Annotated in this window: 27 protein-coding genes and 1 tRNA gene; 13 read left to right on the forward strand and 15 right to left on the reverse strand. The window is 55.7% G+C overall.

The genetic code is table 11. From position 1 onward, the window contains the following. Positions 1 to 119: 119 nt before the first annotated feature. The 3 genes from DHV10_RS16810 to DHV10_RS16820 all read right to left on the reverse strand — a co-directional run bounded on the left by DHV10_RS16810 (position 120) and on the right by DHV10_RS16820 (position 4,570). A complete protein-coding gene (locus tag DHV10_RS16810) occupies positions 120 to 1,313 on the reverse strand; it encodes a DUF3466 family protein (RefSeq protein WP_109487528.1) in 1,194 nt (397 codons plus the stop codon). Positions 1,314 to 1,607: 294 nt separating this feature from the next. Continuing rightward, positions 1,608 to 4,244 (reverse strand): ABC transporter permease, encoded by a 2,637-nt coding sequence (locus tag DHV10_RS16815; protein ID WP_109487529.1) that lies wholly within the window; start codon positions 4,242 to 4,244, stop codon positions 1,608 to 1,610. After that, positions 4,241 to 4,570, reverse strand: coding sequence for a PadR family transcriptional regulator (locus DHV10_RS16820; RefSeq protein WP_109487530.1), 330 nt, complete (start codon positions 4,568 to 4,570; stop codon positions 4,241 to 4,243). The genes DHV10_RS16815 and DHV10_RS16820 overlap by 4 nt, the downstream gene beginning before the upstream one ends. A 378-nt stretch (positions 4,571 to 4,948) precedes the next feature. Between DHV10_RS16820 and DHV10_RS16825 the strand changes: the two genes are divergently transcribed. Then, positions 4,949 to 5,362 (forward strand): DUF1801 domain-containing protein, encoded by a 414-nt coding sequence (locus DHV10_RS16825; RefSeq protein WP_109487531.1) that lies wholly within the window; start codon positions 4,949 to 4,951, stop codon positions 5,360 to 5,362. 73 nt (positions 5,363 to 5,435) lie between these two features. Here the strand turns inward: DHV10_RS16825 and DHV10_RS16830 are convergent, their stop codons facing one another. After that, positions 5,436 to 6,551 carry a hypothetical protein gene (locus tag DHV10_RS16830; RefSeq protein WP_109487532.1) on the reverse strand — a complete coding sequence of 372 codons (1,116 nt, stop codon included), beginning with the start codon at positions 6,549 to 6,551 and terminating at the stop codon, positions 5,436 to 5,438. 532 nt (positions 6,552 to 7,083) lie between these two features. Here DHV10_RS16830 and DHV10_RS16840 point away from each other — a divergent pair. Further along, on the forward strand, positions 7,084 to 7,554 hold the full coding sequence (locus DHV10_RS16840; RefSeq protein WP_162601616.1) for a DsrE family protein: 471 nt from the start codon (positions 7,084 to 7,086) through the stop codon (positions 7,552 to 7,554). Positions 7,555 to 7,700: 146 nt separating this feature from the next. On the opposite strand, the gene DHV10_RS16845 is transcribed toward DHV10_RS16840, so the two are convergent. Then, positions 7,701 to 8,024, reverse strand: a complete 324-nt coding sequence (locus tag DHV10_RS16845; protein ID WP_109487535.1) for an ArsR/SmtB family transcription factor — start codon at positions 8,022 to 8,024, stop codon at positions 7,701 to 7,703. A 51-nt stretch (positions 8,025 to 8,075) separates the two neighbouring features. Between DHV10_RS16845 and DHV10_RS16850 the strand changes: the two genes are divergently transcribed. The 4 genes from DHV10_RS16850 to DHV10_RS16865 all read left to right on the forward strand — a co-directional run bounded on the left by DHV10_RS16850 (position 8,076) and on the right by DHV10_RS16865 (position 10,671). After that, on the forward strand, positions 8,076 to 8,492 hold the full coding sequence (locus DHV10_RS16850; protein ID WP_109487536.1) for a response regulator: 417 nt from the start codon (positions 8,076 to 8,078) through the stop codon (positions 8,490 to 8,492). Continuing rightward, positions 8,479 to 8,784, forward strand: coding sequence for a zinc-ribbon domain containing protein (locus DHV10_RS16855; RefSeq protein ID WP_109487537.1), 306 nt, complete (start codon positions 8,479 to 8,481; stop codon positions 8,782 to 8,784). The genes DHV10_RS16850 and DHV10_RS16855 overlap by 14 nt, the downstream gene beginning before the upstream one ends. 657 nt (positions 8,785 to 9,441) lie before the next feature. Continuing rightward, complete coding sequence (locus DHV10_RS16860) at positions 9,442 to 9,852, forward strand: response regulator (protein ID WP_109487538.1); 411 nt, start codon at positions 9,442 to 9,444, stop codon at positions 9,850 to 9,852. 414 nt (positions 9,853 to 10,266) lie between these two features. Further along, positions 10,267 to 10,671, forward strand: a complete 405-nt coding sequence (locus tag DHV10_RS16865) for a DUF3592 domain-containing protein (RefSeq protein WP_109487539.1) — start codon at positions 10,267 to 10,269, stop codon at positions 10,669 to 10,671. A gap of 667 nt (positions 10,672 to 11,338) precedes the next feature. Here the strand turns inward: DHV10_RS16865 and DHV10_RS16870 are convergent. Beyond that, a complete protein-coding gene (locus DHV10_RS16870) occupies positions 11,339 to 11,578 on the reverse strand; it encodes a DUF6429 family protein (protein WP_204101444.1) in 240 nt (79 codons plus the stop codon). Positions 11,579 to 11,586: 8 nt separating this feature from the next. Beyond that, a complete protein-coding gene (locus tag DHV10_RS16875; protein WP_109487541.1) occupies positions 11,587 to 12,540 on the reverse strand; it encodes a tyrosine-type recombinase/integrase in 954 nt (317 codons plus the stop codon). 212 nt (positions 12,541 to 12,752) lie between these two features. Between DHV10_RS16875 and DHV10_RS16880 the strand changes: the two genes are divergently transcribed. Next, entirely contained in the window at positions 12,753 to 13,523 is a 771-nt protein-coding gene (locus tag DHV10_RS16880) for a TIGR03435 family protein (RefSeq protein WP_162601617.1), read from the forward strand. 99 nt (positions 13,524 to 13,622) lie between these two features. On the opposite strand, the gene DHV10_RS16885 is transcribed toward DHV10_RS16880, so the two are convergent. From DHV10_RS16885 to DHV10_RS16895, 3 genes are all read right to left on the reverse strand, one after another. Then, the gene (locus DHV10_RS16885; protein ID WP_109487543.1) at positions 13,623 to 14,021 is read right to left on the reverse strand and encodes a nuclear transport factor 2 family protein; all 399 of its coding nucleotides are present in this window, start codon (positions 14,019 to 14,021) and stop codon (positions 13,623 to 13,625) included. A gap of 160 nt (positions 14,022 to 14,181) precedes the next feature. Continuing rightward, the gene (locus DHV10_RS16890; RefSeq protein WP_109487544.1) at positions 14,182 to 14,571 is read right to left on the reverse strand and encodes a hypothetical protein; all 390 of its coding nucleotides are present in this window, start codon (positions 14,569 to 14,571) and stop codon (positions 14,182 to 14,184) included. Next, positions 14,568 to 14,942 carry a hypothetical protein gene (locus DHV10_RS16895; protein WP_109487545.1) on the reverse strand — a complete coding sequence of 125 codons (375 nt, stop codon included), beginning with the start codon at positions 14,940 to 14,942 and terminating at the stop codon, positions 14,568 to 14,570. Before DHV10_RS16895 ends, DHV10_RS16890 begins: the two co-directional genes overlap by 4 nt. 491 nt (positions 14,943 to 15,433) lie before the next feature. On the opposite strand from DHV10_RS16895, the gene DHV10_RS16900 reads away from it, so the two are divergent. Next, on the forward strand, positions 15,434 to 15,871 hold the full coding sequence (locus DHV10_RS16900; RefSeq protein ID WP_109487546.1) for a hypothetical protein: 438 nt from the start codon (positions 15,434 to 15,436) through the stop codon (positions 15,869 to 15,871). A gap of 565 nt (positions 15,872 to 16,436) precedes the next feature. Here the strand turns inward: DHV10_RS16900 and DHV10_RS16905 are convergent. Then, positions 16,437 to 17,138, reverse strand: coding sequence for a hypothetical protein (locus tag DHV10_RS16905; RefSeq protein WP_162601618.1), 702 nt, complete (start codon positions 17,136 to 17,138; stop codon positions 16,437 to 16,439). An 841-nt stretch (positions 17,139 to 17,979) separates the two neighbouring features. Between DHV10_RS16905 and DHV10_RS27245 the strand changes: the two genes are divergently transcribed. Beyond that, positions 17,980 to 18,153 carry a hypothetical protein gene (locus DHV10_RS27245; protein WP_162601619.1) on the forward strand — a complete coding sequence of 58 codons (174 nt, stop codon included), beginning with the start codon at positions 17,980 to 17,982 and terminating at the stop codon, positions 18,151 to 18,153. A gap of 186 nt (positions 18,154 to 18,339) precedes the next feature. Here DHV10_RS27245 and DHV10_RS16915 read toward each other — a convergent pair whose 3' ends face one another. The 4 genes from DHV10_RS16915 to DHV10_RS16925 all read right to left on the reverse strand — a co-directional run bounded on the left by DHV10_RS16915 (position 18,340) and on the right by DHV10_RS16925 (position 20,063). After that, positions 18,340 to 18,813, reverse strand: coding sequence for a hypothetical protein (locus tag DHV10_RS16915; RefSeq protein WP_109487549.1), 474 nt, complete (start codon positions 18,811 to 18,813; stop codon positions 18,340 to 18,342). Next, entirely contained in the window at positions 18,810 to 19,409 is a 600-nt protein-coding gene (locus tag DHV10_RS27250) for a recombinase family protein (protein WP_162601620.1), read from the reverse strand. Before DHV10_RS27250 ends, DHV10_RS16915 begins: the two co-directional genes overlap by 4 nt. Next, entirely contained in the window at positions 19,409 to 19,615 is a 207-nt protein-coding gene (locus DHV10_RS27555) for a hypothetical protein (protein ID WP_204101445.1), read from the reverse strand. The genes DHV10_RS27250 and DHV10_RS27555 overlap by 1 nt, the downstream gene beginning before the upstream one ends. A 172-nt stretch (positions 19,616 to 19,787) precedes the next feature. Then, a complete protein-coding gene (locus tag DHV10_RS16925; RefSeq protein ID WP_109487551.1) occupies positions 19,788 to 20,063 on the reverse strand; it encodes a hypothetical protein in 276 nt (91 codons plus the stop codon). Positions 20,064 to 20,324: 261 nt separating this feature from the next. On the opposite strand from DHV10_RS16925, the gene DHV10_RS27255 reads away from it, so the two are divergent. The 4 genes from DHV10_RS27255 to DHV10_RS16940 all read left to right on the forward strand — a co-directional run bounded on the left by DHV10_RS27255 (position 20,325) and on the right by DHV10_RS16940 (position 23,955). Next, positions 20,325 to 20,410, forward strand: a tRNA-Glu gene (locus DHV10_RS27255). 388 nt (positions 20,411 to 20,798) lie between these two features. Next, positions 20,799 to 21,506 (forward strand): redox-sensing transcriptional repressor Rex, encoded by a 708-nt coding sequence (locus tag DHV10_RS16930; protein ID WP_204101446.1) that lies wholly within the window; start codon positions 20,799 to 20,801, stop codon positions 21,504 to 21,506. After that, complete coding sequence (locus DHV10_RS16935) at positions 21,507 to 22,067, forward strand: NADH-quinone oxidoreductase subunit NuoE family protein (RefSeq protein ID WP_109487552.1); 561 nt, start codon at positions 21,507 to 21,509, stop codon at positions 22,065 to 22,067. Then, positions 22,057 to 23,955 carry an NADH-ubiquinone oxidoreductase-F iron-sulfur binding region domain-containing protein gene (locus tag DHV10_RS16940; protein ID WP_109487553.1) on the forward strand — a complete coding sequence of 633 codons (1,899 nt, stop codon included), beginning with the start codon at positions 22,057 to 22,059 and terminating at the stop codon, positions 23,953 to 23,955. The genes DHV10_RS16935 and DHV10_RS16940 overlap by 11 nt, the downstream gene beginning before the upstream one ends. Positions 23,956 to 23,957 lie beyond the last annotated feature (2 nt).

A 23,957-nucleotide genomic window follows, 5' to 3' on the forward strand; every position in this document is an offset into this window, starting at 1 on the left:
TGATTCGGCATACCGGCATGCCGTTCTTCAAAGGTAGAAATGAAATGGAAGACAAGCGTCGGGCTGCCCTGTCCGGACATCATCGCCCGGGATTCAGAATCGTAGCCCTTGATCCAGTACTATTTGCCGGTTTTAACGAACTGGATACACTGTCCTTCGTTCTTGAAACCGAAATTCTCCCAGCCGCTGTTTTTGCAAAGGTTATCGCTGGCAGGAGTAAGCAAAAATGGACCGTCTACACCACTGTGCGTGCCGATGCCAACGATCTGCCCGGCATCGTTGATGCCAAATGCCTGCTGTAGATCCCATCCGGAATCTGGTGGAACTAGATTATTGAGATCATTCATCAGACCCCGGCTGAAGAGGAAGGCGTGTACGACTTTGCGGTCGCTGGTGTAAGAAAATCCGACCACCTGGCCCGACTCATTGATAGCGATGCCATAACTTTCCGCTCCCAGCGTGCCGAGGTCATCTGTGGCGGGATTGATGGGCAGGTTTGGAGCCGTGCGAAAAGCATGGAGGGTTGTGTCGTCGCTGGTCAAAGCATAGCCGACTACTTGGCCTACGTCGTTGATAGCTGTGGCAGAACTCTCCGTGCCGCCAAGTGTCCCGAGATCATCCGTGGCGGGATTGATGGGACGGTTTGGAGCTGTGCGAAAACCGTGGAGCAAGTGGAGGTTTGTGCCGCCACTCGTGGAAGCATAGCCGACCACCTGGCCCAAGTTGTTGATGCCAAAAGCCGCGCTATCGGTACCCCCCAGCGTGCCGAGGTCATCGGTAGTGGGGTTGATGGGACGGTTTGGAGCCGTGCGAAAAGCGTGGAGGATTGTGTCGTCGCTGGTCAATGAATAGCCGACCACTTGGCCCAGACTGTTGATACCCCATGCCCCGCTTTCCGTACCGCCAAGTGTGCCGAGATCGTCGACGGCGGGATTGATGGGAACGTCAGGCTCCGTACGAAAGGCGTGCAATGGGGCACTATCCGTAATTGCGGCGGCCCCGGCCACCTGGCCCAAGTCGTTAATACTCTGACCGTAACTCTGGACGCCGCCGAGCGTGCCGAGAGAGTCAGCGGCCTTGATAGGAAGATTGGGCGCTGTTCGAAATGCCAGATAACCATTGTTTCCGCTGGTCAAGCTTGAGCCTGTCACTTGGCCTTGAGCGTTGACTGCGTATCCGAAACCTACGGTGCCGCCGAATGTGCCGAGATCGGTTATAAAGTATCGGATCTGAGCGTGAAGGGGTGGGATGATACTTACGAGGAGCAATGCCGTCAGCGGCCCCACTCTGTGCAGGGCTGAAAATCGTGTCATGGTTTGAGTTCCTTTCCTCGGAAAGTCCGTTAAGCTGCAGCCGATTGATGGGTGGAAGTTGATACTCCACGCTAATGCCAATGACTGGCTTGGACGGCTACTGGCTGTGCGACTCGTCGAAAGTCAGTTCATTCACAACGAGAATACCGCCGTTTGGCTGTGCTCCGGGAGTGTAGTCGGCTACTCGTCCCTTTGACAGATTTTCGCCTGCTCGCGGGTTAGGTTCCGAGTAGCCGGTGACTCACCCGCAACGGACCTCACACTAACCGAAACCTGCGCAGGAGGTTCGAAAGTTCACTCCGTTCTTAGCGCCGTTACCGGGTTAAGCTGGGCGGCCCGCCATGCCGGAACCACGCAGGCCGCAACGGCAACCGCCAAGAGCGTAAGCGCGACCACTCCGAAGATCTCCGGATCGAGGGGCCCAGTTTGATACAGCATGGATGAGATCAACCGTGTTACTCCGGCGCTGATGATGAGCCCAACGACCAAGCCGATTAGGGCCGGACGCAGCCCATCGCGAAGAATGAGCGTCAGTACCTGATTTCGTTGTGCTCCGAGCGCAATCCGAACACCGATCTCTGTCGTACGTTGTGCGGCGAGGTAGGAGACCACTCCGAACAGACCCACGGCAGCAAGTACGAGTGAAACCAACGCAAAGATGAGCAGCAGGGTCGCATTGAAGCTGGCATCGAGAGTCTGCGCGCCAATCACCTGGTCCATCGTGAGGATGTCTGACACCGCCAGATCGCGATCGAGGCTCTGGAAGATCTTCTGCACAGGGAGAGCAAGTCGAGTGACGTCCTGGCCGGATCGCACTACCAGTGCCGACCCGGAGACAAAATCCTTTGGATTTTTTGAGTTGAGTGTGTAGATCGGAAAATACATCATCGGACGCGCTTGCTCCCCGATGGAGTAGAGAGTGTCGCCGACGACGCCCGCAATCCGATACGGACGTTCGCCCATGGTCAGGATGGTTTTACCGACGGGATCTTCGCGAGGGAAATACTGCCGTTGAAAAGCAGCGCTGATGATGACCTCGGATCCGGGCACGAGGAACTGATCATGGTCGAACGCATGTCCGCTCTGGAAAGGAATTCCGAGAGCCGCGAAATACTCTGGATCGACCCAACGAGTCAGTGCGAGTTGTCCATTTCCTTCTGCAAGCGGAGGCCGTCCCTGAATGGTAAATCCGCTGTCGCCGCCATAATCATCGCCAGGCAGCGTAGTCACGAGTCCCGCGGCCTGAACGCCTGGATAATTGCGGACGCGAGTGAGGAGTTCCTGATAAAAGTGCACGGCCGCAGGAAAGTCATATCGAGCAGCGGGCAACGACACCTGCATCGTCAGCACATCGCGGGTGATACATCCCAAATCGGAAGAGCGCAAGCGGGCATAGCTTTTCAGCAGCAGCCCGGCGCCGATGAGCAGCACGACAGTCAATCCAACTTCGACCGTGAGGAGTACTCGCCGCAACTTCGCCCGTGCCTGGCCGCCGCTATAGGATCGTGACGACTCCTGGAGTGCGCTGAGCACCTGGTCGTCACGACTTGAAAATGCTGAGACCAGCCCGGCAGAAAGCGCCGTCAGGAGCACGAGGCCCGCGCTGAAGGCTAGTACCACGCCGTCCATGTGGATCGCGTCTGCGCGTGGTACATCATGGCGAAGTGTCACGAACCACTGCACCATTTCATAAGCCAGAAAGAATCCAAGCGCGCCGCCGGCAAGCGACAGCAACAAGCTTTCCGCGAGGTGATGGCCCAGCAGCTCGGCGCGGCTGCCACCGAGGGCGGTCCGAATCGCCAGCTCACGGCGGCGACCGAGGGAACGGGCCACCAGCAAGTTGGCGATATTGAGGCACGCGATGAGCAGAACGCAGCCTGTGGCACACAACAAAATCAACAACGGAGTGCGGACGTTGCCGACGAGGGACTCGAGGAGAGGGCGGCCGTGCGCTTCAGAGCTGATGAACGGATTATCTGCATGGGCATTGTGGATGCGCAGAGTTATCAGCGAGAGTTCGTTGACCGCTTCGGTCAGAGAGACACCAGGTTTCAGCCGGCCCACGGCCTGGAAGTTGTGATTATCGAGGGCTTGCATTTCCTTGGTGGTACGCTCGTGCGAAGCCGCTGTCCACAACTGGACGGTGCTGGAAGGGTAGGCGAACCAGGAAGGCATGACGCCGATGACGGTGTAGCCGCGGCCATCAAGAAGAATCGTTTGGCCGACAATGGACCGCTCTCCGCCGAAGCGCCGTTTCCAGAGATTCCAACTCAGAATCACAGTTCCATTCGCCGAGGGGCTATCCTCGGCAGATGAGAAATTACGGCCCAGCGCCGGCTCGACTCCGAGAACCGGGAGCATCGATGCGGAGAACAACGAGGCCTCTAGATTCTCAGGGAGCTGACCGCCGGTGCCGGAGAGATTGTAAGCCGAATGACGGCTGATCGCCATTCCGCTGAAACCATGGCGCTGCTTTTCCCATTCTGCAAAGATTCCGGCGGCACTGCTGTTGTAGGCAAATCGATGGTTGAACGTGTCTTCATAGAGTCGCACCAGCCTCTGCGGATCGGCGAAGGGCAGCGGCTTCAGCAGTACGCCACGCACCACCGCAAAGAGCGCCGCGTTCACGCCGATGCCGAGAGCGATGACCACGATTGAGACGACCGCGAACCCAGGCGACCGGCGCAGGGCGCGAACGCTGTGTTTCCCATTGCGCCAGAGGCTGTCGAGCCACGAGATGGTGCTCTCACGCCAGAGCCGTTCGCGTACTTGTTGCGGATTGCCGAACTTGCGCAGCGCCGCTCGTCGCGCCTCTTCAGGCGAATATCCGCGGGCAATGTTGTCTTCGATCTCGTTGGCGAGGTGAGCGCTCATCTCTTCCCGCAACTCTGCGTCTCTGCGACGACGGCGAAAAAAGCGAAGCCAGTTCATGATTCGCCTCCCTGCAATGCTTCTCCCATGACCATGCCGATGGCGCGTGTGATGCGTTGCCACCGCTGTGTTTCGCGCAGCAGTTGCTTTCGCCCTGCCGCTGTCAGCCGGTAAAACTTCGCACGACGATTGTTCTCAGTCGGGTTCCAGTACGAAGAGAGCCAGCCGCGATCTTCAAGCCGATACAGTGCGGGATACAGGGATCCCTGCTCTACCTGCAGCACATCCCCGGATGATCGCTCGATGATTGTTGCAATGGTGTGACCGTGAGCGTCACCCAGCACCAATGTATGCAGGATCATCATGTCCAGAGTGCCTTTCAGCATTTCCTCTTCAGGCCTGGTTTTTTCGGGCACGCAGTTCTCCACTCGGACTTCTAAAGAAGAGAAGCATACATCTTTAGAAGTTCTAAAGGAAGAAATACTATCGCGGAGATTCGATGGGATCAAGTATCTTAAATTCGTATTTGGACGCCTGCGGCTGCCCCTTTGAGGCGAAGGATAGTCTGGAGGCGATACGATTTTGCCACCATTCCCTCAGTTCTGGGCGGATGGTCGCCAATTCGGAAGTTAAACCAAGAAATTGCCACTTTCTGAAGTTCCGGTGGCCGGACCACGGCGCAACGTTTAGAACAAGCGCGGCGCGGAACCTGGACTATTCTGGGTTTGGCACACTTTGCATTGGCGGCTGCAAGGACGAAAAGCATGGGTGAGAACAAAACCAAACCAACCGCACTGAGCGTCGAAGCGTTTCTTAACGCGTGCACTGACGAGCAGCGGCGTACCGATGCAACGGCTCTGGTCGAACTCATGCAGAAGGTGACCGGCTCTAAACCAGCCATGTGGGGACCTGCGATCGTCGGCTTCGGCAGCTATCACTACATTTACGAAAGCGGACGCGAAGGAGACATGCCAATCCTCGGTTTTTCACCGCGAAAGGCAGCAAACGTTCTGTATGGTGCGATCGGCTTCGATGGAGCTGATGCGCTGTTGGCAAAGCTGGGTAAGCACACAACTGGCAGAGGATGCCTTTACATCAAGAGACTCGCGGACGTGGATTCGAACGTCCTCGAGAAGATGCTGGAAAAAGCCTTCGCTGCGAAGAAAGCGACGCCGTAGCTGTCAGTTCCAGTCCAAAAAACGCCAAGGGACGAGTAGCCGGTGACTAAGCCCCTGCCATCAGCGGAGGCTTTCAGGTGGGTTTGCGGGCTGAGGGCGATAAACGAATACTACGGCAGTGCACACCGAAACCGTATTCCGGCACGGATCCTGCGCTACAAATACGTTGAAGCTGGTTTACGACAAGCAATAGCCTTGTCAAAGTCAGCGAGTGGGCATTAACGGAAATGAGAATTATGAATCGAGGGTGGCGTCGTTGGTTGGGTAGGTTGGCTGATATCTGAATGAGGATATAGTCATCGTTCAACGAACAGCGGCGCTGCTTTGCGTTGGGACTGACGGCACTGGCAATCGGTATTCCCCTGCTGCCGGAGAGGAAACGCATTGCTATAGAGATGATTCCAGTGAGCGAGCCGATGTTCGGCGGGGGAGAGTGGTCGACCACATCCTCAAAATTCAACGTCGCTAGATCTTTGCTCAGCCAAGGTGGTGCTTGCTGAGTCGGTCTAAAACTGTGTTTGGGTAAAGTGTGAAGTCGATTCTGATGATCTTCGAGGACAATCGATGCTGTGAATGAGCACCTTTCATCGGCCTCGATGGGAGGCGAAATGCACAGAACAACCTGCTCGTCCTCAATTACATCCGGTCTGATACTGATCGTTTCGATAAGATCCATGCGTTGCCCTTCGATGTACCCAGCTAGGACGTGTAGCACCTCATCCGTGTTGCTGGACGCCAAACTTATTCGACCTCCAATTCGCATGATCCGCTTTGTATCCTTGCGACCTATTTGCCAAAAAGTCTGCGAGTTGTTCCACACCCCGTGCAGTCGCGGCCCTGTGCTGGTGAGTTCGACAATCTGCTCTTCCAGATGATCTTTCTCTCGCTGAAGTTCAGTGAATTCAGCCATTCGATGTTCCAGCCGATCGTTCTCAGCCCTAAGATCCTGATTGCTCGCCTCAAGCACGGCCTTGCTGGCCAGGAGCGATCTCGTTAGAACTTCTAAATGCCTACGCTCCGACTCAATAGCGTCATTTTGCGATCGCAAATCAGAAATGATTTTCCAATATCGATATAGCTTTACTGCCATAAATATCCCGATGACTAGTCCGAACAAGAAAAGCCAAAAGAGTATCGGAGCCGAAAAGACGAGCAGTTGCCCTGTACTTGAAAATGAACACATCAGCATGGCTGCTGAACCTCCTTTGCGTGAACACTACTAAGGAGAGACGAATGCGGGCTTTTACCCCTCCATTGGATGCAGAATTAGGTTGGTTCCGAGTGGCCGGGCGCTCGCCCACTTCCGAGTTTCCGGTCAATCTGGCAAACTACGCTGACTCTTCAGATTCGAGCTTTTCTAGAGTGCTCAGCTGGCGCCACAGAATACGCAGGTCTTTTTCATTCTCAGCAACCCTTTCGGAAATCCAAGCAAGATTGACTTGAGAAGTCGCTAGCATTCCGAGGAGCCAGCGACGATCTGCCTCGCAGTCTTTTATGCGAGACTTGATTCTTTCAATCTCCAGTGTGCGCCTCAGATTCACCCATCGGCCCTCCGTCCGGGGCAAATCATTGGGTGCTTCGATTCACCGTTGAGATGTTTCTGATTCGGCGAGTCTGGGGGTACAAACCCAAATCGCTCTAGCGCCCGAGTAGCCGGTGATTCTACCGCGAGACCATTTAAATCGCTGTTGTGAGTGAATGCTATACTTCAGCCTCTGATCTTGAGGGTTGGTGAATTCCATATGGCTAGACGTTCGTTTCTCCGCCAGATGTGTGCCCTGCCGTTCATTGGCGCCGCTGCAAGTCTAGGGCAGACCAATAGCCACAAACAGCTGAACATCATGATGAAAAGCGCATGGGGATCGGATGATCCAACCAAGGCCGCTTTCCCGTTTCTTCACGGTTTCGCCCTAGCCGAGGCGGGACACTCTGTACAGATCTTCTTGCTCGGCGAAGCAGTTTCACTCATGCGTGCCTCAGTTGCGGCGGCAGTTGTGCCCGTAGGCTGGCCCCCTTTGGGTGAGGCCCTCCGGAAAGTGGCTGACAAGAAGGTGCAAATTTATGCATGTGGTGCATGCAGCCGCGCACGCGGCATCGTACAAACCGATCTTGACCAGTGGGGTGCGAAGTTCGGGAGCCCGACAATCTTCGTTTCGCTCGTGGAATGGGCGGATCGGGTTATTACGGAATAGAACTCGATTGCGGGAGACTAAGGTCCGAGTAGCCGGTTATTCACTCAGAACGTCGAACTCTGAAATCGTTCTCTACAAAGACAGCGGATTTCTCTTCTGACAATTTCACCTTTTGAAGTCCCCTACATAGAAGCAGAACACGCTGTCTAGAGATTCACTTTTTCTAAAATCCGTACGGACTCTCCCACCTGCTTCTCGAAATAACGCCGCATGAGATCAAGCACTTTCCAGAGAAGTGGGTCGCGCACCGAATAGAACACTTGGTTTCCAAGCTTACGGGTACGCACGATCTGCCGTGCCCGCAGTACTGCAAGATGCTGCGAGATGTTCGATTGCTCGGCCTCAAGCCGCTCCGAAATCACGCCCACGGTAAGCTCGCCATCTCGCAACTCATCGACGATTGCAATCCGGGTGGCATTTCCCAGAGCTTGGAACATCTCAGCCTTGAACTGCCGCAGTGAGTCGGGCATTTGCGTTAGTATATGCGAAGACTCGCATATTCCTTCCCTTGAGATTTCCTAATGTGTGCTGCTGACTGTGCCAGAAAACCGCGTGTTCTGGTAGCCGACGATGAAAAGATCATCGCTGATACGCTGAAGCTCATCTTAACCGGGGCCGGATACGAAGTCTCCGTTGCTTACGATGGTATCGCAGCCTTAGAGAGGGCAAAAGAGCGGTCCCCGGACCTCTTGCTGAGTGATGTCTTCATGCCTGGCCTATCAGGAATCGACCTTGCGATACAGGTATGCGACCAACTTCCGACGTGCAAAGTGCTGCTCATGTCTGGACAGGCGAATCTGGAGTTTCTGCGCCACGAGATCAAATCCAAATGCCGCGAATTTGAAGTGCTTTCAAAGCCGACTCATCCCACGGACTTGCTTGCTCAGATTGGGGCAATGCTACCTCGCGGCTCAGGGGTACGTAATGGCCTTCATTGACATAAAAGTGAAGTGCAGCCATTGCGGTGGAGAATTTGTATTCACTTCGGGCGAACAGCATTTCTTTAATGCGAAAGGCTTCACTCACGTTCCGAAGACTTGCCGTAGCTGCCGCGCGAAAAGAGCGGGAGGAAAACTTCGGACTGACAACACCGTAATTTGTGCTGATTGCGGAGCAGAGACCGCGGTCCCATTCAAGCCATCGCAAAACCGTCCGGTGTACTGTCACGCGTGTTTCGAGAAACGAAGATCACCCCTCGGACGGAAGTTGATCACCATTCCCAAAGTGTGACCCGAAGATTACCCGAAGATTACCGGAGCGCCATTGCAGGGAGATCGCGACACAGATACCGTTTGGCTGTGATCACCCAACTCACCTGCACACACGATTGAAAGGAGTGTCATGTTCACGTATTCTGCTTCCTCCACGTCCCGGATTCTCCGTAGCTGCCTCCTGAATGTTGAACGAATCGGTGACCCTCAGGATTCTGTCATATTGCAGTTGAAAGGAATCCTGTCGCTCAGGATTGCTGAAGCCGAAGGGCGCGCGTGCCAGGATCGAGACCTAAGGAGGTCTATGCCCCGAGCGGGATCGATTGCGCATCTTCTTGAGAAGTGCTAAAAACCTCTGGGAGCCGCTAAGCCGCGTATTTTGATGACATCCGTCTGTTCTGTCGTGCTTGAGGGCTTTACGTTGGTGCTCCGCGTTGAATCCAATGTCTCAGGTGATTGGACTTGGACCTTGCGCCTTTCCAAAAGCGTCGTGATCTTAGACAGAGGCTCGGATATCAGCAAGGAGGCCTCTCAGATCGCTGCTCAACTAGCGGTTGCGGATCGGCTTCGGATAGCTGGTCTGAAGGCACCTGAAGAGTACAGATGGAGCACGGAAGCCCCGACTTAGGTCTCTCATAGCTCCGGTGGGGAAAGGAAGCATCTAAGTCCAACTAGGGTGCAAGCCTATCTCAACTCGGTGAGGACAGTCCTCGTCGTTGACGACAGCGAAATCATCGCAGACACGCTCGTGATGGTTCTTTCAGCGGAAGGCTTCCAAGCTGTCGCAGCGCACAACGCATCCCATGCTCTTAAGCTCCTCCAGTCCGAATCATTCGACCTTCTGCTCAGTGACGTAATGATGCCAGGAATGACGGGGATTGAGCTGGCTATTGAAGCTAGGAGAAAAGGCTTGGTCCGAGCGGTTCTCCTGATGTCAGGCGTGGCTTCGACGGCCGATCTGCTGGAGAATGCTAGGAAGCTGGGTTACACTTTCGAGATTCTTGCGAAGCCTGTGTACCCGACAGAGGTGATTGAAAGAATACAGGCTCTACTCGCAAGAAGCGATGGAGCATCAGCAATCACCTGAAGCCACCGCAGCCAACAGAGCTGGGTGCGCGGAATTAAGAAATTGGCCCGAGCAGTGCAGAGAGCTGCTTGGGCCGTTTTTTGATTTCAAAACGCATCTAAGTACATGCGCTCTCTCCTGCGATGAGCGCATGCCACTGGCGATATCACCCCCTCTGTGCCAGGAGGCTCGCAGGGCCTCGGAGTCGCAAGTCTCTCATCCAATTCGCGGCTCCTTGAGGCTCTGATGACGTTAGCCAGCTAATCTGCTGTTCAGAGTCTGCAATTGCTGGGGAGAGGGATAGAGTTGTCGGCTACTCGGACCCAAACCAAGAAATTGCCAGTTTCCGAGTTGCCGGTGATTCGGGAGCTACCTCGATTTACTACACCTAGAGAATAGCTTTAGATCTTCTATCGCTGCATTGTAGGATGAGCCATGTCGTCCGGATTCCATTACCAGTCAATCGTCTGGGTAGCATTGGCCGTGATGACGCTGATTGTTCTTGTGCGGACACTCTGGGTCTATCGCGGGTCCGCCAATTGGCCTGTGGTGGAGGGTACGATTACAGGGCTCGACGTCCAGCAGATAAGGGACGCGGACGGTCGCTACAGCTGCGCAACTTTCATCTACGAATTTCAGGACTGCGAGGGTTGTCAGAAGTCGGGAACCTGGCACAAGAACTTCTCAACCGACGAAGCCGCCAAAGACTTCGCAGGTAGAGAATTACCTATCGGGAAGCAGGTGATAGTTCGGTTCAACCCTAAGAACTCCGCTATTAACGACCTAGAACTGGATGCGTTCACCTATACAGACGATCGCCCCACTTCGCTCAATCTCTGATATTCGCCCCGCGACTGCATTCACGACGAACCAACAAAAGTGTTATGTCCGAGTTGCGGTTAATCGGGAGTTTGCAAGTTTCCCGGAAGGCTAGGGTCCGAGTTGCCGGAGAAACTCTCTTGATCTACATCTCGAACCGGCAGGTCGTACGCGTATGACGCTAGGATTTGTCCGAGTTACATTGTTTCGTCACTTGCATTACGCTTTTGAAGATCAAGGTGCTCTGAGGCCCATCATGCAACATCAGTTCTCTGTGTATTCCTTCGCTCATCGCAGCAATCGGGATGGAACAATCGACTCCATTTGTTCGCGCTGCTTCAGAACAATCGGCTCTTCGACATGGGAAGCTGACCTAGATCGCATCGAGAATGCGCACCACTGCGAGCTTGGTAAATTAATCGAACGAAGTCAGTCGGATGCGGATGTGCCTGTCGAAGAGGAACACCGTTGGCAGATTCACGCTATCGAACGGGCTGCTAGGGTTCTCACGAATCGAATTCACTGAGTGCCCAGTGCATCCTACTCTCCCCTCGAAGCGTTCCTCCACACATCGGATCCCGTAACGAGAACCGCCTTGATATAAGGCAATCAAAATGGGCGCCGCGGGTGAGTTGTCGGCCACTCGGACCCTAATGCAAGAAATTGCCATTCTTGTTGTTCGAAGGATTCAAGGCTTCGAGCCGAAGTATTTGTCGAAGAGCCGTTTGGAGTGCTTCTCACCTTCCGCGGTCAGCAGAACCGATTTCTGCTTGCCCCGCGGATCGGAGATGAATTCTTTTGAATGCAGGCGCTCCATCGTCTCCCAGTCATGCCCTTTCCAAGCTCGGGCGCTGCCGGCTTCTTTGAAACGAGTCAGCCAAAGAAGTGCCAGAGTCACTTCATCTACTTTGTCCCGATCGTATTCCATTCCTAACCTCATTCGTCCGGTTCAATCCCGATATGGTCGTTGACGGCTGAGCGCAGACGCTGCTTACTCCCAAGATATCGTTCTGTAGTCTGAATGGACACGTGCCCAAGCAGAAATTGAATTTGCTCAAGCTCGCCGCCTGCCGACTGGCACAATCGAGCACACGTTCTACGCAGGTCGTGAGGAGCAACATTCGACAGGCCTGCTCTCCTCGCTGATTTCCTGACGATGTGCCAGATCGCTTTCTCTGAAATATGATCTCCCCTGACTTGTCCGGATCTATCCACTCTCCGGAAAATGCATCCCTCATTGATCTGGGCTGCGCTAATCCAAGATTCGAGTTGCACCCGTACCCAGTCAGGGATTGGAACTGTTCGGATGTGTCCGCCCTTGCCGACCAGATCGACGATGGCCCAACGTCCCTCTCTCTTTTCCAAATCACGCAGCCGTAACGAGACCGCCTCGTGTCTTCGCAGGCCGCATGCCAGCAGAAGTGCGAGCAGGGCTTTATCGCGCTTGTCCTTCATCCGGCCGGAATCGGGGGCTTCCCAGAGCGCCCTGCTTTCTTCTGCCGATAGCCAATTTCCGAGACGAACACCAATCTTCCTCAGCCCATGGACGCGGCGAATGCCTGCTGCGAGATCGGCGCTAAGAAGCCCACAGTCCGCCGCTTCGTATGCAAGCCTGCGAACCGCGCCAAGCCGCAGATTGATCGTTCCTGGTGCCAAGCGTCGCGATTCCAGATGGCTTCGATAGCGAAGGACTACTAAGCGATTGAAGGCCAGACGCGGTTCCGAACAGTACCAGTCCACGAACTCATCAATCGCGTGGCTGTACCCTCGTTGTGCATCCGCATTGCTTAGACTGCTAAGAACGGCAGATTTGGCGTGCTCCAGGTCCGGCAGGCGCAATACGCTCTTCGCCTTCTTGCCGTGTCTTCTAGATTTCAGCTTTCTTTTCATGGCTAGGGACCTCCGATTCAGCCATGATGCCGCTTTTAGGTTAAGGCGAAGAACTGGAAAAGGTCCGAGTTGCCGACGACTCACTCGCAGACGTCAACAACAATGTCATTTTGCGACAAGTAAGCGACTATGAAGGCTTTTGAGAGTTCGAGTAGACTGCATGGCGTTCCGCGTAGGGCTGAGAGATGAGGCTTTCACGAGTAGTTGCAGGAATGCTTGCTATTGGACTTCCCGTTTCGGGTGCTTCACAGGAACAAACTCTTGAAGCTCCGGGCGCGAAGCCGAGTGTTTATGAGGTTATCTCCATCAAACCGAGCAAACCTGGAACCCTTCCATCGTCGAACATCATGCCGAACGGCTTTCGAGAAACATACACGACGCTCGACTCCTTAGTGCGCGACGCCTTCCACATCGTCTATGACAAGCTCGTCGTGGGCCTGCCGTCTTGGACTGAATCTGAGCCGTATGACATCGATGCGAGAGTTGCCCCGGATACGGTAACGAGATGGCGGAAAATTACCAGCGCGGAGAGACGTAAAGAAGAAGAGCCGATGCTTCAAGCCCTGCTGATCGATCGATGCAAACTGAAGTTCCACTACGAAAAAAGGGAGTTGGCTGTGTACAACTTGGTAATCGCCAAGAGTGGACTGAAGATGAAGGAGGCACCGAGAGACGAGGTAGAAACAACGCAATTAGCGGGCACTGGCGGTGTAATACTGACCGGACACGCACTCTCAACTGAAAGTCTGATCAACACTCTTTCCGGTACTGATGGTCGCCTCCTCATCGACAAAACCGGTTTAGGCGATAAAAAGTTCGACTTCACGCTGCATTGGTCCCCTAATCAACGCGCCAACAACCCTGATTCTGGCCCATCGCTCTTCACCGCTCTTGAAGAGCAGCTCGGATTGAAGTTGGTCCCCTCTAGAGAGACGGTTCAGGTGCTTGTGATCGATCAGATTGAGAGACCGTCACTAGACTAGACGCACTTATGATTGCTGGCCAGTAACCAGCAACTCGGAAATTGGAAATTTCTTGCTTTAGGGTCTGATTGGCCGACAACTCCAGATCAGATGCTCAAGTCATCTGACATTCAACTGGCGCTGATAATCCGCTTCATCGAAATGTCCCCTTGACCTCAGAATCAATCCAGTTCCTCCGAACTGCCAAATCTCATAGCCACCGATCTGAACCGCGTTGCCGGTTCCTCCCGGCCCAGTGTTCGTTCCGGCAAGGGTCCATTGAAAAATCGCTCCGTCTTGGTTCGCGCTCACATCGACCATTGAAACGACCATATCGGGGAAGGCTGTCATGAAGGACTTTGCCGTCGCCGCAATGGATGATCTCCCTACTGACGGTAACCCCAAATTGATCTGGAGCGAACCGCCTTCTTCATAGAACTCCGCCACACAGGCGGCACTCTGACTGCACCAAGCGGCTGCATAGCTCATCCCGAAGCGTTGCAATTCAGCGTGGTCCATCGCACCTCCCTACATGTATGCTGCGCTCACAGAATCGCACACGTCCCTCTAAGGGCAGCTGATGGAACGGGTCGCGGGTGGATTACCGGCTACTCGGACCCTAACCGTTTTTGGGTCGGTTCCGAATTGGCAACCATTCGCCCACGTATCTCGCGGCAAATCACCAGCGCGTAATCGTGAGCTGGTCGAGATAGACGGTCGCGCTGCCGTATCCCCCCATGCCGTCGATTTGGAAGTTGGTGAGGAGCACCTGTCCCCAGCCGAGCGCGAAGGCAGACGGGACTGTTTCGTTGATCTGCTGAAGGATGCCATCAAGGCTGACGCTTCTGTAGGTGACGTTGCCGGCGCTGTCGCGCGAATAGTTGATGACCAGATGATGCCAGGTGTCGGCGGCCCACTGCTGTGGGTTGCAGGGAGCGGTTGAGTGGATCCATTGGTCGACGGGTGCAGCAGGTGTGCCGGCGTTGATGGTGTAGTCCCATGTGCTGCTGTAGCCATCGCACTGGACGCCGTAGATGACGGTCTGGCCGTTGGCCATGACCTGATTCATGTCGAATTCGAGGTTCGCGATGTCGTTGGAAGGCGAGGGATGTAGACCTTGACATCGTATGTGAAATTGGTAGCGGCGGCGTCATTGCCGAAGACGGACCAGTAGCGTTCACCTGCGGAGTTCTGGAAACTAATGCCGAACTGGCGGGCAGCTCCGCTGAGGGACGGGCTGCTAACGAGGGCCATGGCACCGGTGGCGACTCCGCTGCCGGTTGCGATGTCCTGGGTCATGGACCAGGCGTAGGCGGACTGAACGTTTCTGACAGTGGTGGTTTGTGGACGGCTGGTTCTGGCGGATACCGGGATGCAGATGAGGGTGAGAACCGCAGCGGCGGCCGTGAAGCGCAGTGGTAGAAGACAAATCGACTTCATGGGCAGGGATCTTTTCCTCTTCGGAGAGATTTCCGAGCGCTCGAATAACGGCTTGCAAGATCACGCTTGCTCGAGGTGGGCACACCCATGGCATTCCGGCGTGCGGGCAGGTCGATACTGATCTACTCGAAGATCGAACCCTGGAGTTGTTGAGAAGTTAGCTTAAAGATGCTCTAAGAGTCAACTTCCCGCTCGGGCTATTTTTTCCAGAGTGCGGGCGTCGATCAGACCGGCGGAACGGATGCCTGATCAACGTCCACTCCGCCGGCAGGAGTCCCGATGCTGACGGGATACCGAGCAGATGATTGCGAGTTCCCGAAGGTTTCTTCATTGTCCAAAAGAAGGCTGACCTGACAGATTGGTTTGAGGCACCCGAAGTGATGCCATGTCCACCAGGGCCTGCAAGGCAATGTCTGCTGCTTTAGGGGTGTGTAGTTTCGTTGATCATGCGTGGTACTATTCCGCGAACCTCAAGCGATAGGAGACTGGTTATGGATCAGACCACGATCATCCGTATCGTAAGTGGCGTGCTATTCCTGCTTGTCTTGGCAGAAGTGATTGCCTACGTCGCCCTTCTCTCGCGTGTGCTAAAGAAGTGCTCTCCTCAATCCCGCACCATGCAGCCTGGAAGGGTATGGCTGGTACTTGTCCCTTTGTTCAATTTTGTGTGGATCTTTTTCGTTGTCAACGCGCTCGCTGACTCCCTAGAGAATGAGTTTCGCCTGCGGAATATCGCGGCGAGCGAGCAGAAGCCCGGTAGGACACTTGGTTTAGCAATGGCCATTTGCATGGCCTGCGGCATTATCCCCATCATCAACCTGGTCGCGATCATACCGCAGTTGATTTTGTGGATCATGTACCGCGTCAAGATCTCAGGATATTCGAAGTTGCTCGATCGAGTACCTGTGCCGGTTGGGCGTACAGCCTAGCGGGACCGCACAAAAGCGAAAAGAGCCTGCTCCGCCTCCGCTCGCCCATGAATCAACGTTCCATAGCGATGGTCGGTTACAGCGTTCTCGGTGCGCAGAGAAGCATGCGCTCTGGCATGCCGTTAATTCTCAGCCGGCCGATCGAGGACCACAGTCAGGGCTCTGACTGAATTACCGGCCACTCGGAACTTTGACGTTTATTCGCCCAGCTCAGGTAGGCGGTATGCGCATCAAGATCAGTACTGATAACCGGGCTGGTGGGAAATCGCATGATACACTACCTCGTGTTCCAGAACCATGTGTTTTTGAGGCCTGGGCTCCGGGCTGAATATCCGCATAGGATTCTGCGACTTGCAAAAGCGGGGCGATCGAGGATTTTGGGACGCTTCAGCTGCCTTTGAAATGGGTCGATGAGCACTCTCCATACAGCTGTCCGGAATGCCACCATAGCATCACGGCTCAAATAGAAACATGCGCTCATCGAAAACAGTCCAATGTTGCTGAGCTCGCATTCTCCCCGCCGTCAAGCAGGTAGGTAGTGAGCTGATGCGCGGCCACCGGCCCACTATTCGCCCTCTAAGAATGGCGGCGATGGTTTTTCGAACTCCAGGGCTGAGTTGTATCTAAACAGTCGGACAACTGGCCAGAGCTCCCCACTCCAGCCTTCTCGAACCTGATCCCTCAGATCGAACCCAATCTGGATCGCCGCAAAGGACCCGAGTTCGCTTGGATCGAGGTCGAGATCGTAGAGGCACAGTTTCTTCCATAGCGCATAGAGCATTCGACGCCGATCCGCGGGGGTCGAGAAGCGATATGGGCTCCACCCTTCCGGCTTCCTGCCCATCTTTATCGCGAGCTCCCGCATGTGATCGTTGCCCCGATTGTTGGCCTCATATCCCACGCCCGGTGGAACGGTTTCGTTGTCGAAGAGAAATGACGAATGACCAACACGCGCCCGATTCAGACCACATAGCATTCTCTCGATTTTGCGGTCGAGTTCATCATCGGTCAAGTGGCTGAAGTCAGAGTTCGTCGTGGGAGCACCAATGCTGATCGCTACTTTCGTGCCGGCGGGGCGGAGCTCTCCACTCAACCGCGCTAGCAGTTCCACTGCGCTGAGCATCTGGCGAGCGAGCGATGCAGCCCCCGACCATTCGTTCTCTTTGCACGCTCGCTCATACGCCGATTCGAAGCTCGATTTGTAGTTTTCTAGCACCTGTAACAACGATGTTGCTTCGCTTGCTTCTGCTGCTTGTTTCGCCTTCACCAAGCCCTTCTCAATGTGTCGTTTGTGTCTGTTTACTGAGCTTGAATGCAACCCAAACTGTTTCGCGATGTCTCGCAATGAGCGCTGTGAGACGAGCGCTTTATCGATATCGGCGCGTTTCGCATGATTGCAGACGGTACACGTCATCATTCGACGAGGCCCTCCAAGTACGATGTTCACAACCTTTTCGCCTTTCTGAGCAATCACACGGTTGTGTCGGATAGAACCGATCTTTCCTTCACCTACGACGAAGACAAGAGGCTGGTGTTGGCCCGATGCACGGCATGCGGCCGAGTGATGGCGATGCCGGAATCGAAACTGTTGAAATTGATGCAGCCGAGCGAAGTGATCGCGTGGGTCTCACAACGCTACATTGAACATCGCCAGCTCGAGCATTCTTCCTCGCCGGATGACGTCCGGCATCGACCTTGATGCTCCTTCGAAACTCCGTCTCGCTCGCGTAGATCGTTGCCGAGTCTTCAATCTTCGCAGCGCTTAGCTTCCCCGGCGTGCTGAGGCTCAGTCTGGCTCGCTTTTCGCTCCGGTACCACCGAACTTTCTTGTGGATTCTGAGCCCGGTCCGTGAAGCGCATGCGTCCGATAAGCTGGTCATAGTCACTATTTCTCCTTTGCGGTGGATGTTCCAAAATTAGTGGGGACCTTCTCCCCGTGTAGTACGCAGCGAATTCCCGGAATTGGCTCCGCCTGAAATGATGTCAAAAACAGGTGATATTGAGGATCAGCCCGTTTTGATGCTTTCTGAAAATTTTTCAAGAAGTTAGAGCCGTTCCGACCCTTTCTGGCACAATGGGTCAACAATGATCTGACCAAAGGAGCTGCCATGAAGGATCACGCCAAAAAGATCAAGGGAACTCCGAAGATGAAGTCCGGCAAGGGGTGGAGTTTGCAGAAGGGAGATAGTGGGCGCGCATTCTCCGGGACATTAAGGACGACGCTCCACATCGGCGGTCAGCGACTTGCGATCTTCAGCGTTCCGAAGAAATTCAAAGCTTGAGTTCACCGCGGATCTCAGGCAGGAAGGGCCTATTGAGTCGAAAACAAAGAGCCCGCTTCGCAGCGGGCTCAATGCTCAAACTCGGAAAACACCGGGTTCAAGCGCATGCACTGTTGTGAGGTTAGGCCCGTCAGCAATCGGCGTCATCCCCCTCCGGTAACGTCGCGTCCTCCCGGATGGATGTGACTACGCCTCTGCCCAGAGCCAGCCGAGATCAAACTCCGGCCAGATGCGCTTTGCGAACGCCCGCACGTGACAGGTGAGGCGGCTGTAGTGGATGAGCAGCTCCAGAGCCGCGTCAGTGCCATCGCTGTCAAAACCCGCGACCGCGGGATTCAGTGCGAGAGCCGTAGAGTATCGGCAGAGAACTCCAGCTACCAGCCCCACGAAGTTGCTCCTGAATTGCGCCAACTCCGAAGCGGAAACCCTCTCCGGTGCTTCTGTGGCAGCGAGCGATGCCCGCTCTCCCACAGCAACCCACCAATCGAGTTTTGGCAGGACGTCGCCCAGGTAGGTGCCGTCGATCACCGAGATCCGGTGCATCTCGATGTTGGCGCCGGCGACGATCTCATCCAGTTCGCCCACATCGAAAGAGAAGTAGCGGGGCGCGAACTTCCTAAGGTTCTCGACGTCTTTGTACGTGAAGCTAGCGAGTGTCATTGGATGCTCCTCTGAGGCGACCTTACGGCCCTGCACGCCGTTCCGACGCCGATGCGTAGTTGTTTGGCGATCGCGCGCCAAGAAAGCCCCTCTGCGCGCATTTGCTGGACCTTGGAAGGGTTGACGTACGTCCGAGGCCTCCCGAGCCTCGCACCGCGCTTACGGGCTGCCTGGATGCCTGCTGTGACGCGTTCGCGAATGAGCTCGCGTTCAAATTGCGCCATCGCGCCAATGATGTGCATCATCAGTCGGCCGGAAGGTGTGCTCAGGTCGAGATTGTCCCGCAGGCTGACGAAGCTGACTCCGTAAGCTGCGAGGTCCTCGATCGTCGTGACGAGATGCTTCAGCGATCGCCCGAGCCGATCCAGCTTCCAGCACACAACAGCGTCGAACTTCCGTCGATGTGCGTCCTGGATCATTCGGTTGAGCTGAGGTCTCGACTCCTTTGAGCCTGAGATGCCGAGATCGACGTACTCGCTGACGATCTCCCATCCGCGCCGAGCTGCGTACTCGCGGATCTCGTTGAGCTGCAGCTCCGGGTTCTGGCCGTTCAGGGTGGAAACGCGCGCGTAGACAGCGATTCGTGAGATGTCCATCAGAGGCCTCCCTTCTGAGCAAATTCTGCTAACACGGCATGACCGTGTTCCATTCCGGCCCAGTGAGCGTCCGCCGCCGCGGTGCCTCTCTTGAACCGCGCAATGATGCCGGATCCGAAGATCCGTTGGCAGAGTAGGTCGATCATCCCTAGCCTGTATTCCGGACTGCACACATGCTGTTGCTCCCGGATATAGGCGTCGACCATCTGAGCAACATCCTGGCGGGTGATCCGGACCACTTTCCGCGAACGCGGGTTTTGAGGAAGAGCTGATGATTGGTTCATTGCAAGCCCCACTTTCCGGCTGCAAATCCAACCGCGAGTAGGCTGCCGGCGACAACCGCGCGTAGCAGCACATTCTTCAAAGCCTCAAGATGGATCATCGCGCCACCCCACCTTCGAAACCGCGAGAGTGGTTTGAATCGAGCAGCACCAGCTGCTGGTTTTCCCAGTGACCATCTACCGCCCAGGCGAGCTGTTCATATGCCCGGTCGAGGTCGCAGCTGGATACGTTGCCGGTCGTCTCGAGCCGGAAGATCTCGGCGTTGAGAACTCCAACCATGGCGCGCAAAGAGCCCATCAGGCGCGTACGTGAGCCCAGGATCTCCGGCGTGTCGATTGAGGGAACGGGGATGCTACGCTTTTGTGAAGCCATTGTTGCCTCCTCATAAGGCGACTTTGGTTAGCGCTCGTCAGGTGCTTCCAACACCGGGCGGGCGCGCTTCTGTTTAGGCCGTACTCGAGGAGAAATGCGGCCAGCTTCGGGTTCAGGTATACCGATCTCGCACCCGAACCGTCAATACTTGGTAACGCTGTGGTAACGATCAGAGCGGAAAATGCCGCTCATCTCATGCAAGCCAGTGTAAATCCTTAGATACCTGTAAACGCGAGTATTTTCTGAGGTTTTGTTTAAACCAGCTCAATGCAGCTCACTCCAGCTAGAGCATCCACAATCGCCCTTTCACGGCGATAACACGGGTTCAAATCCCGTCGGGGACGCCAGATCAATCGACAATCTAAGCAAGTAACATGTGAGGCACATCGCTGCACTCGGAGGGAGTGTCATGCGAACAGCAGATCATTGTGATGCTGAGGTCAGCAGGAAGCCGGAGTGAAGACTGCACAGCTCTGCTGGCATGGAATGCCGGAGTAGGTTGATGCCGCGGACGAGGCCTGCTGTGACTTGGGGCGGGGATTATGGCGTACGGGTGGCAGCCGTATCCAGAAGCCAGATCTGCTGCGGATCGGCTTTGCGATCGAGCGGAGCAAGGGACTTCCCGAGTGGACGGCGAGGGATTGGGAAGAGCCAGCGAATGAAGGTCCGGGCATGAACACCGACCAGTGATGGCAGTCACGGTCCTCAGAATCAGGCCGCTTCTAGTATCGCTACGTGAATATCGATACGAAATTATCGATTCATGCAGCTCTCGAAGCGGGCAGCCGCGCCGGAATTCCCCAGCCGAGCCTCAACCGTCTTCCGCAATACCATCACTATCTCGCCGAGCTTAATTCCAAAGGAATCAGCCGAGTCTCCTGCAGTCTCATCGGAACCGACCTCAATCTTGTGCCCGTCCAGGTTCGGAAAGACCTGCAGTACACCGGTATTGTCGGCAAGCCGAAAACCGGTTACTCCGTGCCCGAGCTCATTCAGGCGATCGAGAGCTTTCTGGGCTGGAACAACGTCAATGAGGCTTTCCTCGTCGGCGCCGGTAATCTCGGTACGGCCCTCCTCGGACACGAGCGGTTTTCCAATTTCGGTCTCAGCATCGTGGCAGCGTTCGATGCCGATCCGGAGAAGATCGGGCAGTGGATACACGGCAAAGCTGTGCTCCCGCTCGAGAAACTCGCCGATCTCGCTCAGCGCATGAGCATCCACCTGGGGATCATCACTGCACCTGCTGAATTTGCCCAGGCTATCGCCGATGAGATGGTCAGGGGAGGTATCCAGGCCCTCTGGAACTTCGCTCCGGTACGGCTCAAAGTCCCGGCACACATCATCGTCCACAACGAGGATCTGTACTCGTCGCTCGCCTCTCTTTCCTGGAAGCTTGCTCGGCGCTACAGGGTTCCAATCCAGCAAGATGGAGGCTTTCACTAGATGGCCGCTGCGCCCGGTGCAGTTGATCGCGCAAGGAAATTTGAAAAGTTATGCAACATCCTGGACCGCTATGGATACCGGCCCTCCGGATTGATTCCGATCCTTCAAGCGATCCAGCATGAGTACCAATATCTGCCGGAAGAAGTCCTGACCTATGTCGCTACATCTCTCGATGTGCCTCCGGCGCGCGTGTTCGGGGTAGCCACCTTTTATGCTCATTTTGCCCTGGAGCCAAAGGGCAAGCACGTCATCCGCATCTGCGACGGAACGGCATGCCACGTAAAGCACTCGCTTCCCGTGTTGAGCGCGCTGCACGAGAAGCTTGGCACCGATGAGAAGCGAAAGACTTCCGCTGACATGCTGTTCACGGTGGAGACGGTCGCCTGCCTTGGTGCATGCGGGCTCGCTCCCGTCGTGGTTATCGACGACCAGGTATTCGGCGGGATGACCCCGGAGCGAGCGCTGGCTCTGGTCGAAGAAATTAGGGAAAACGAGATTGCTTCGGGCTCGAGTTCACCTTCTGTCGAGCAGCCGGCAAATGGAGAAGCTCATGTGCAGTAGCGGTGACCTGGTTGTCCTTGCTCAGCATGCAAATTCAGACGTTCAGCTTAACCAGTTGAGGCGCGTCATTCTCTGCGCCGGTACAGGCTGCATGGCCAACGGCGCCATGAAGGTCTTCGAGCAGTTCAAGTGGGAGATGGAGGGTTCCGGCCTCAATGTCATCCTCGAACTTCGCGCCGAAGGCGATGCCCACGACGTGAGGCTGTCGAGGAGCGGTTGTCAGGGCTTCTGCCAGATGGGCCCGCTGGTATCCGTGGTCCCTGACGGCATCCTCTACACCAAGGTCCGACCGGAAGACGTGACTGAGATCGTGCAGCAGACACTGATCTCCGGCCAGGCTGTCGACCGCCTCCTCTACAAAGATCCCGCTACGCGCAAAGCCTGCCGCGGTCTCGAGGATAACCCCTTCTACGCGCGTCAGAATCGCCTCGTGCTGCACGAATGCGGGTTCCTCGACCCTGAAGACATCCAAGAATTCATCCAGCACGGCGGATACAGCGCCGCAAAGATGGCATTCCTGGAAATGCAGCCCGAGGACATCTGCAAGAAGATCACTCAATCGGGGCTGCGCGGGCGCGGAGGCGGCGGTTTCCCCACGGGTCGAAAGTGGGAAGCTGCGCGTATTCAGAACTCGGCGAAGAAGTACGTCATCTGCAATGGAGACGAGGGCGACCCCGGTGCATTCATGAATCGATCCGTCATGGAGGGTAATCCCCACAGCGTCATCGAGGGAATCATGATTGCAGCGCGCGCGATCGGAGCCAGTGAAGGCTTGATCTACGTACGCGCCGAGTATCCACTGGCCGTCGAGCGAATGCGTCGCGCGGTGGCGGATGCGGAGAGAGAAGGCATCCTCGGCGATAACGTCTTCGGCAGCGGGCTCCCGATGAAGTGCGACGTGATGGAAGGAGCGGGTGCGTTCGTATGCGGCGAGGAAACTGCGATGATCGCCTCCATTGAGGGCCGCCGCGGTATGCCTTCGCCCAAGCCGCCGTTCCCGGCTCAGAGCGGCCTTTGGGGTAAGCCGACCATTATCAACAACGTCGAGACGCTGGCGCACGTGTCGCGGATTCTCAGTAGCGGACCTGAAGTGTTCAGCAGTGTTGGAACCAAAGATTCACCCGGCACGAAGACTTTCGCTCTGACCGGGCACGTCGCCAACACTGGCCTTGTCGAAGTTCCGTTCGGCACAACGCTTCGCGAAATTGTTCTCAACATTGGCGGCGGCGTGACTGACGACTACGGCAAGCTGCTGAAGAGCGGCTTCAAAGCGGTCCAGATTGGCGGTCCTTCCGGAGGATGCCTGACCCAGGAACATCTCGATCTCCCGCTCGCCTACGAATCACTGCGCTCGGTGGGCGCGATGGTAGGGTCTGGCGGCCTAGTTGTCATGAACGAGCGCACCTGCATGGTCAGCATCGCCCGGTTCTTCATGGAGTTCACGCAGCGCGAGTCCTGCGGCAAATGTGTTCTCTGTCGAGAGGGCACGAAGCAACTGCTGGCACTCCTCGATGACGTCATCGAAGGGCGCGCCGACGCGGGTACTCTCGATCTGCTTGAGAAACTCGGCCGCGCCGTCCAGGTTGGCTCGCTCTGCGGGCTGGGTAAGACTGCGCCCAACCCAGTGCTTTCCACGTTGCGCTACTTCCGCAAGGAATATGAAGAACACATTTTTGAAAAGCGCTGCCGGACGGGCCGCTGCAAGGCGCTGCTCAAGCCGGAGATCAACGCGGAGCGCTGCAAGGGGTGCGGCGTCTGCATCAAGGCGTGTCCCACGGGCGCAATCACGGGCGAGAAGAAGAAGCCGCATCGCATCGATCCCGAACTCTGCATAAAGTGCGGCGCATGTTCGACAGCCTGCAAGCTGCAGGCAGTGGAAGGGGTCTAGAG

Source organism: Occallatibacter savannae, assembly GCF_003131205.1.
Classification (GTDB): Bacteria; Acidobacteriota; Terriglobia; order Terriglobales; family Acidobacteriaceae; genus Telmatobacter; species Telmatobacter savannae.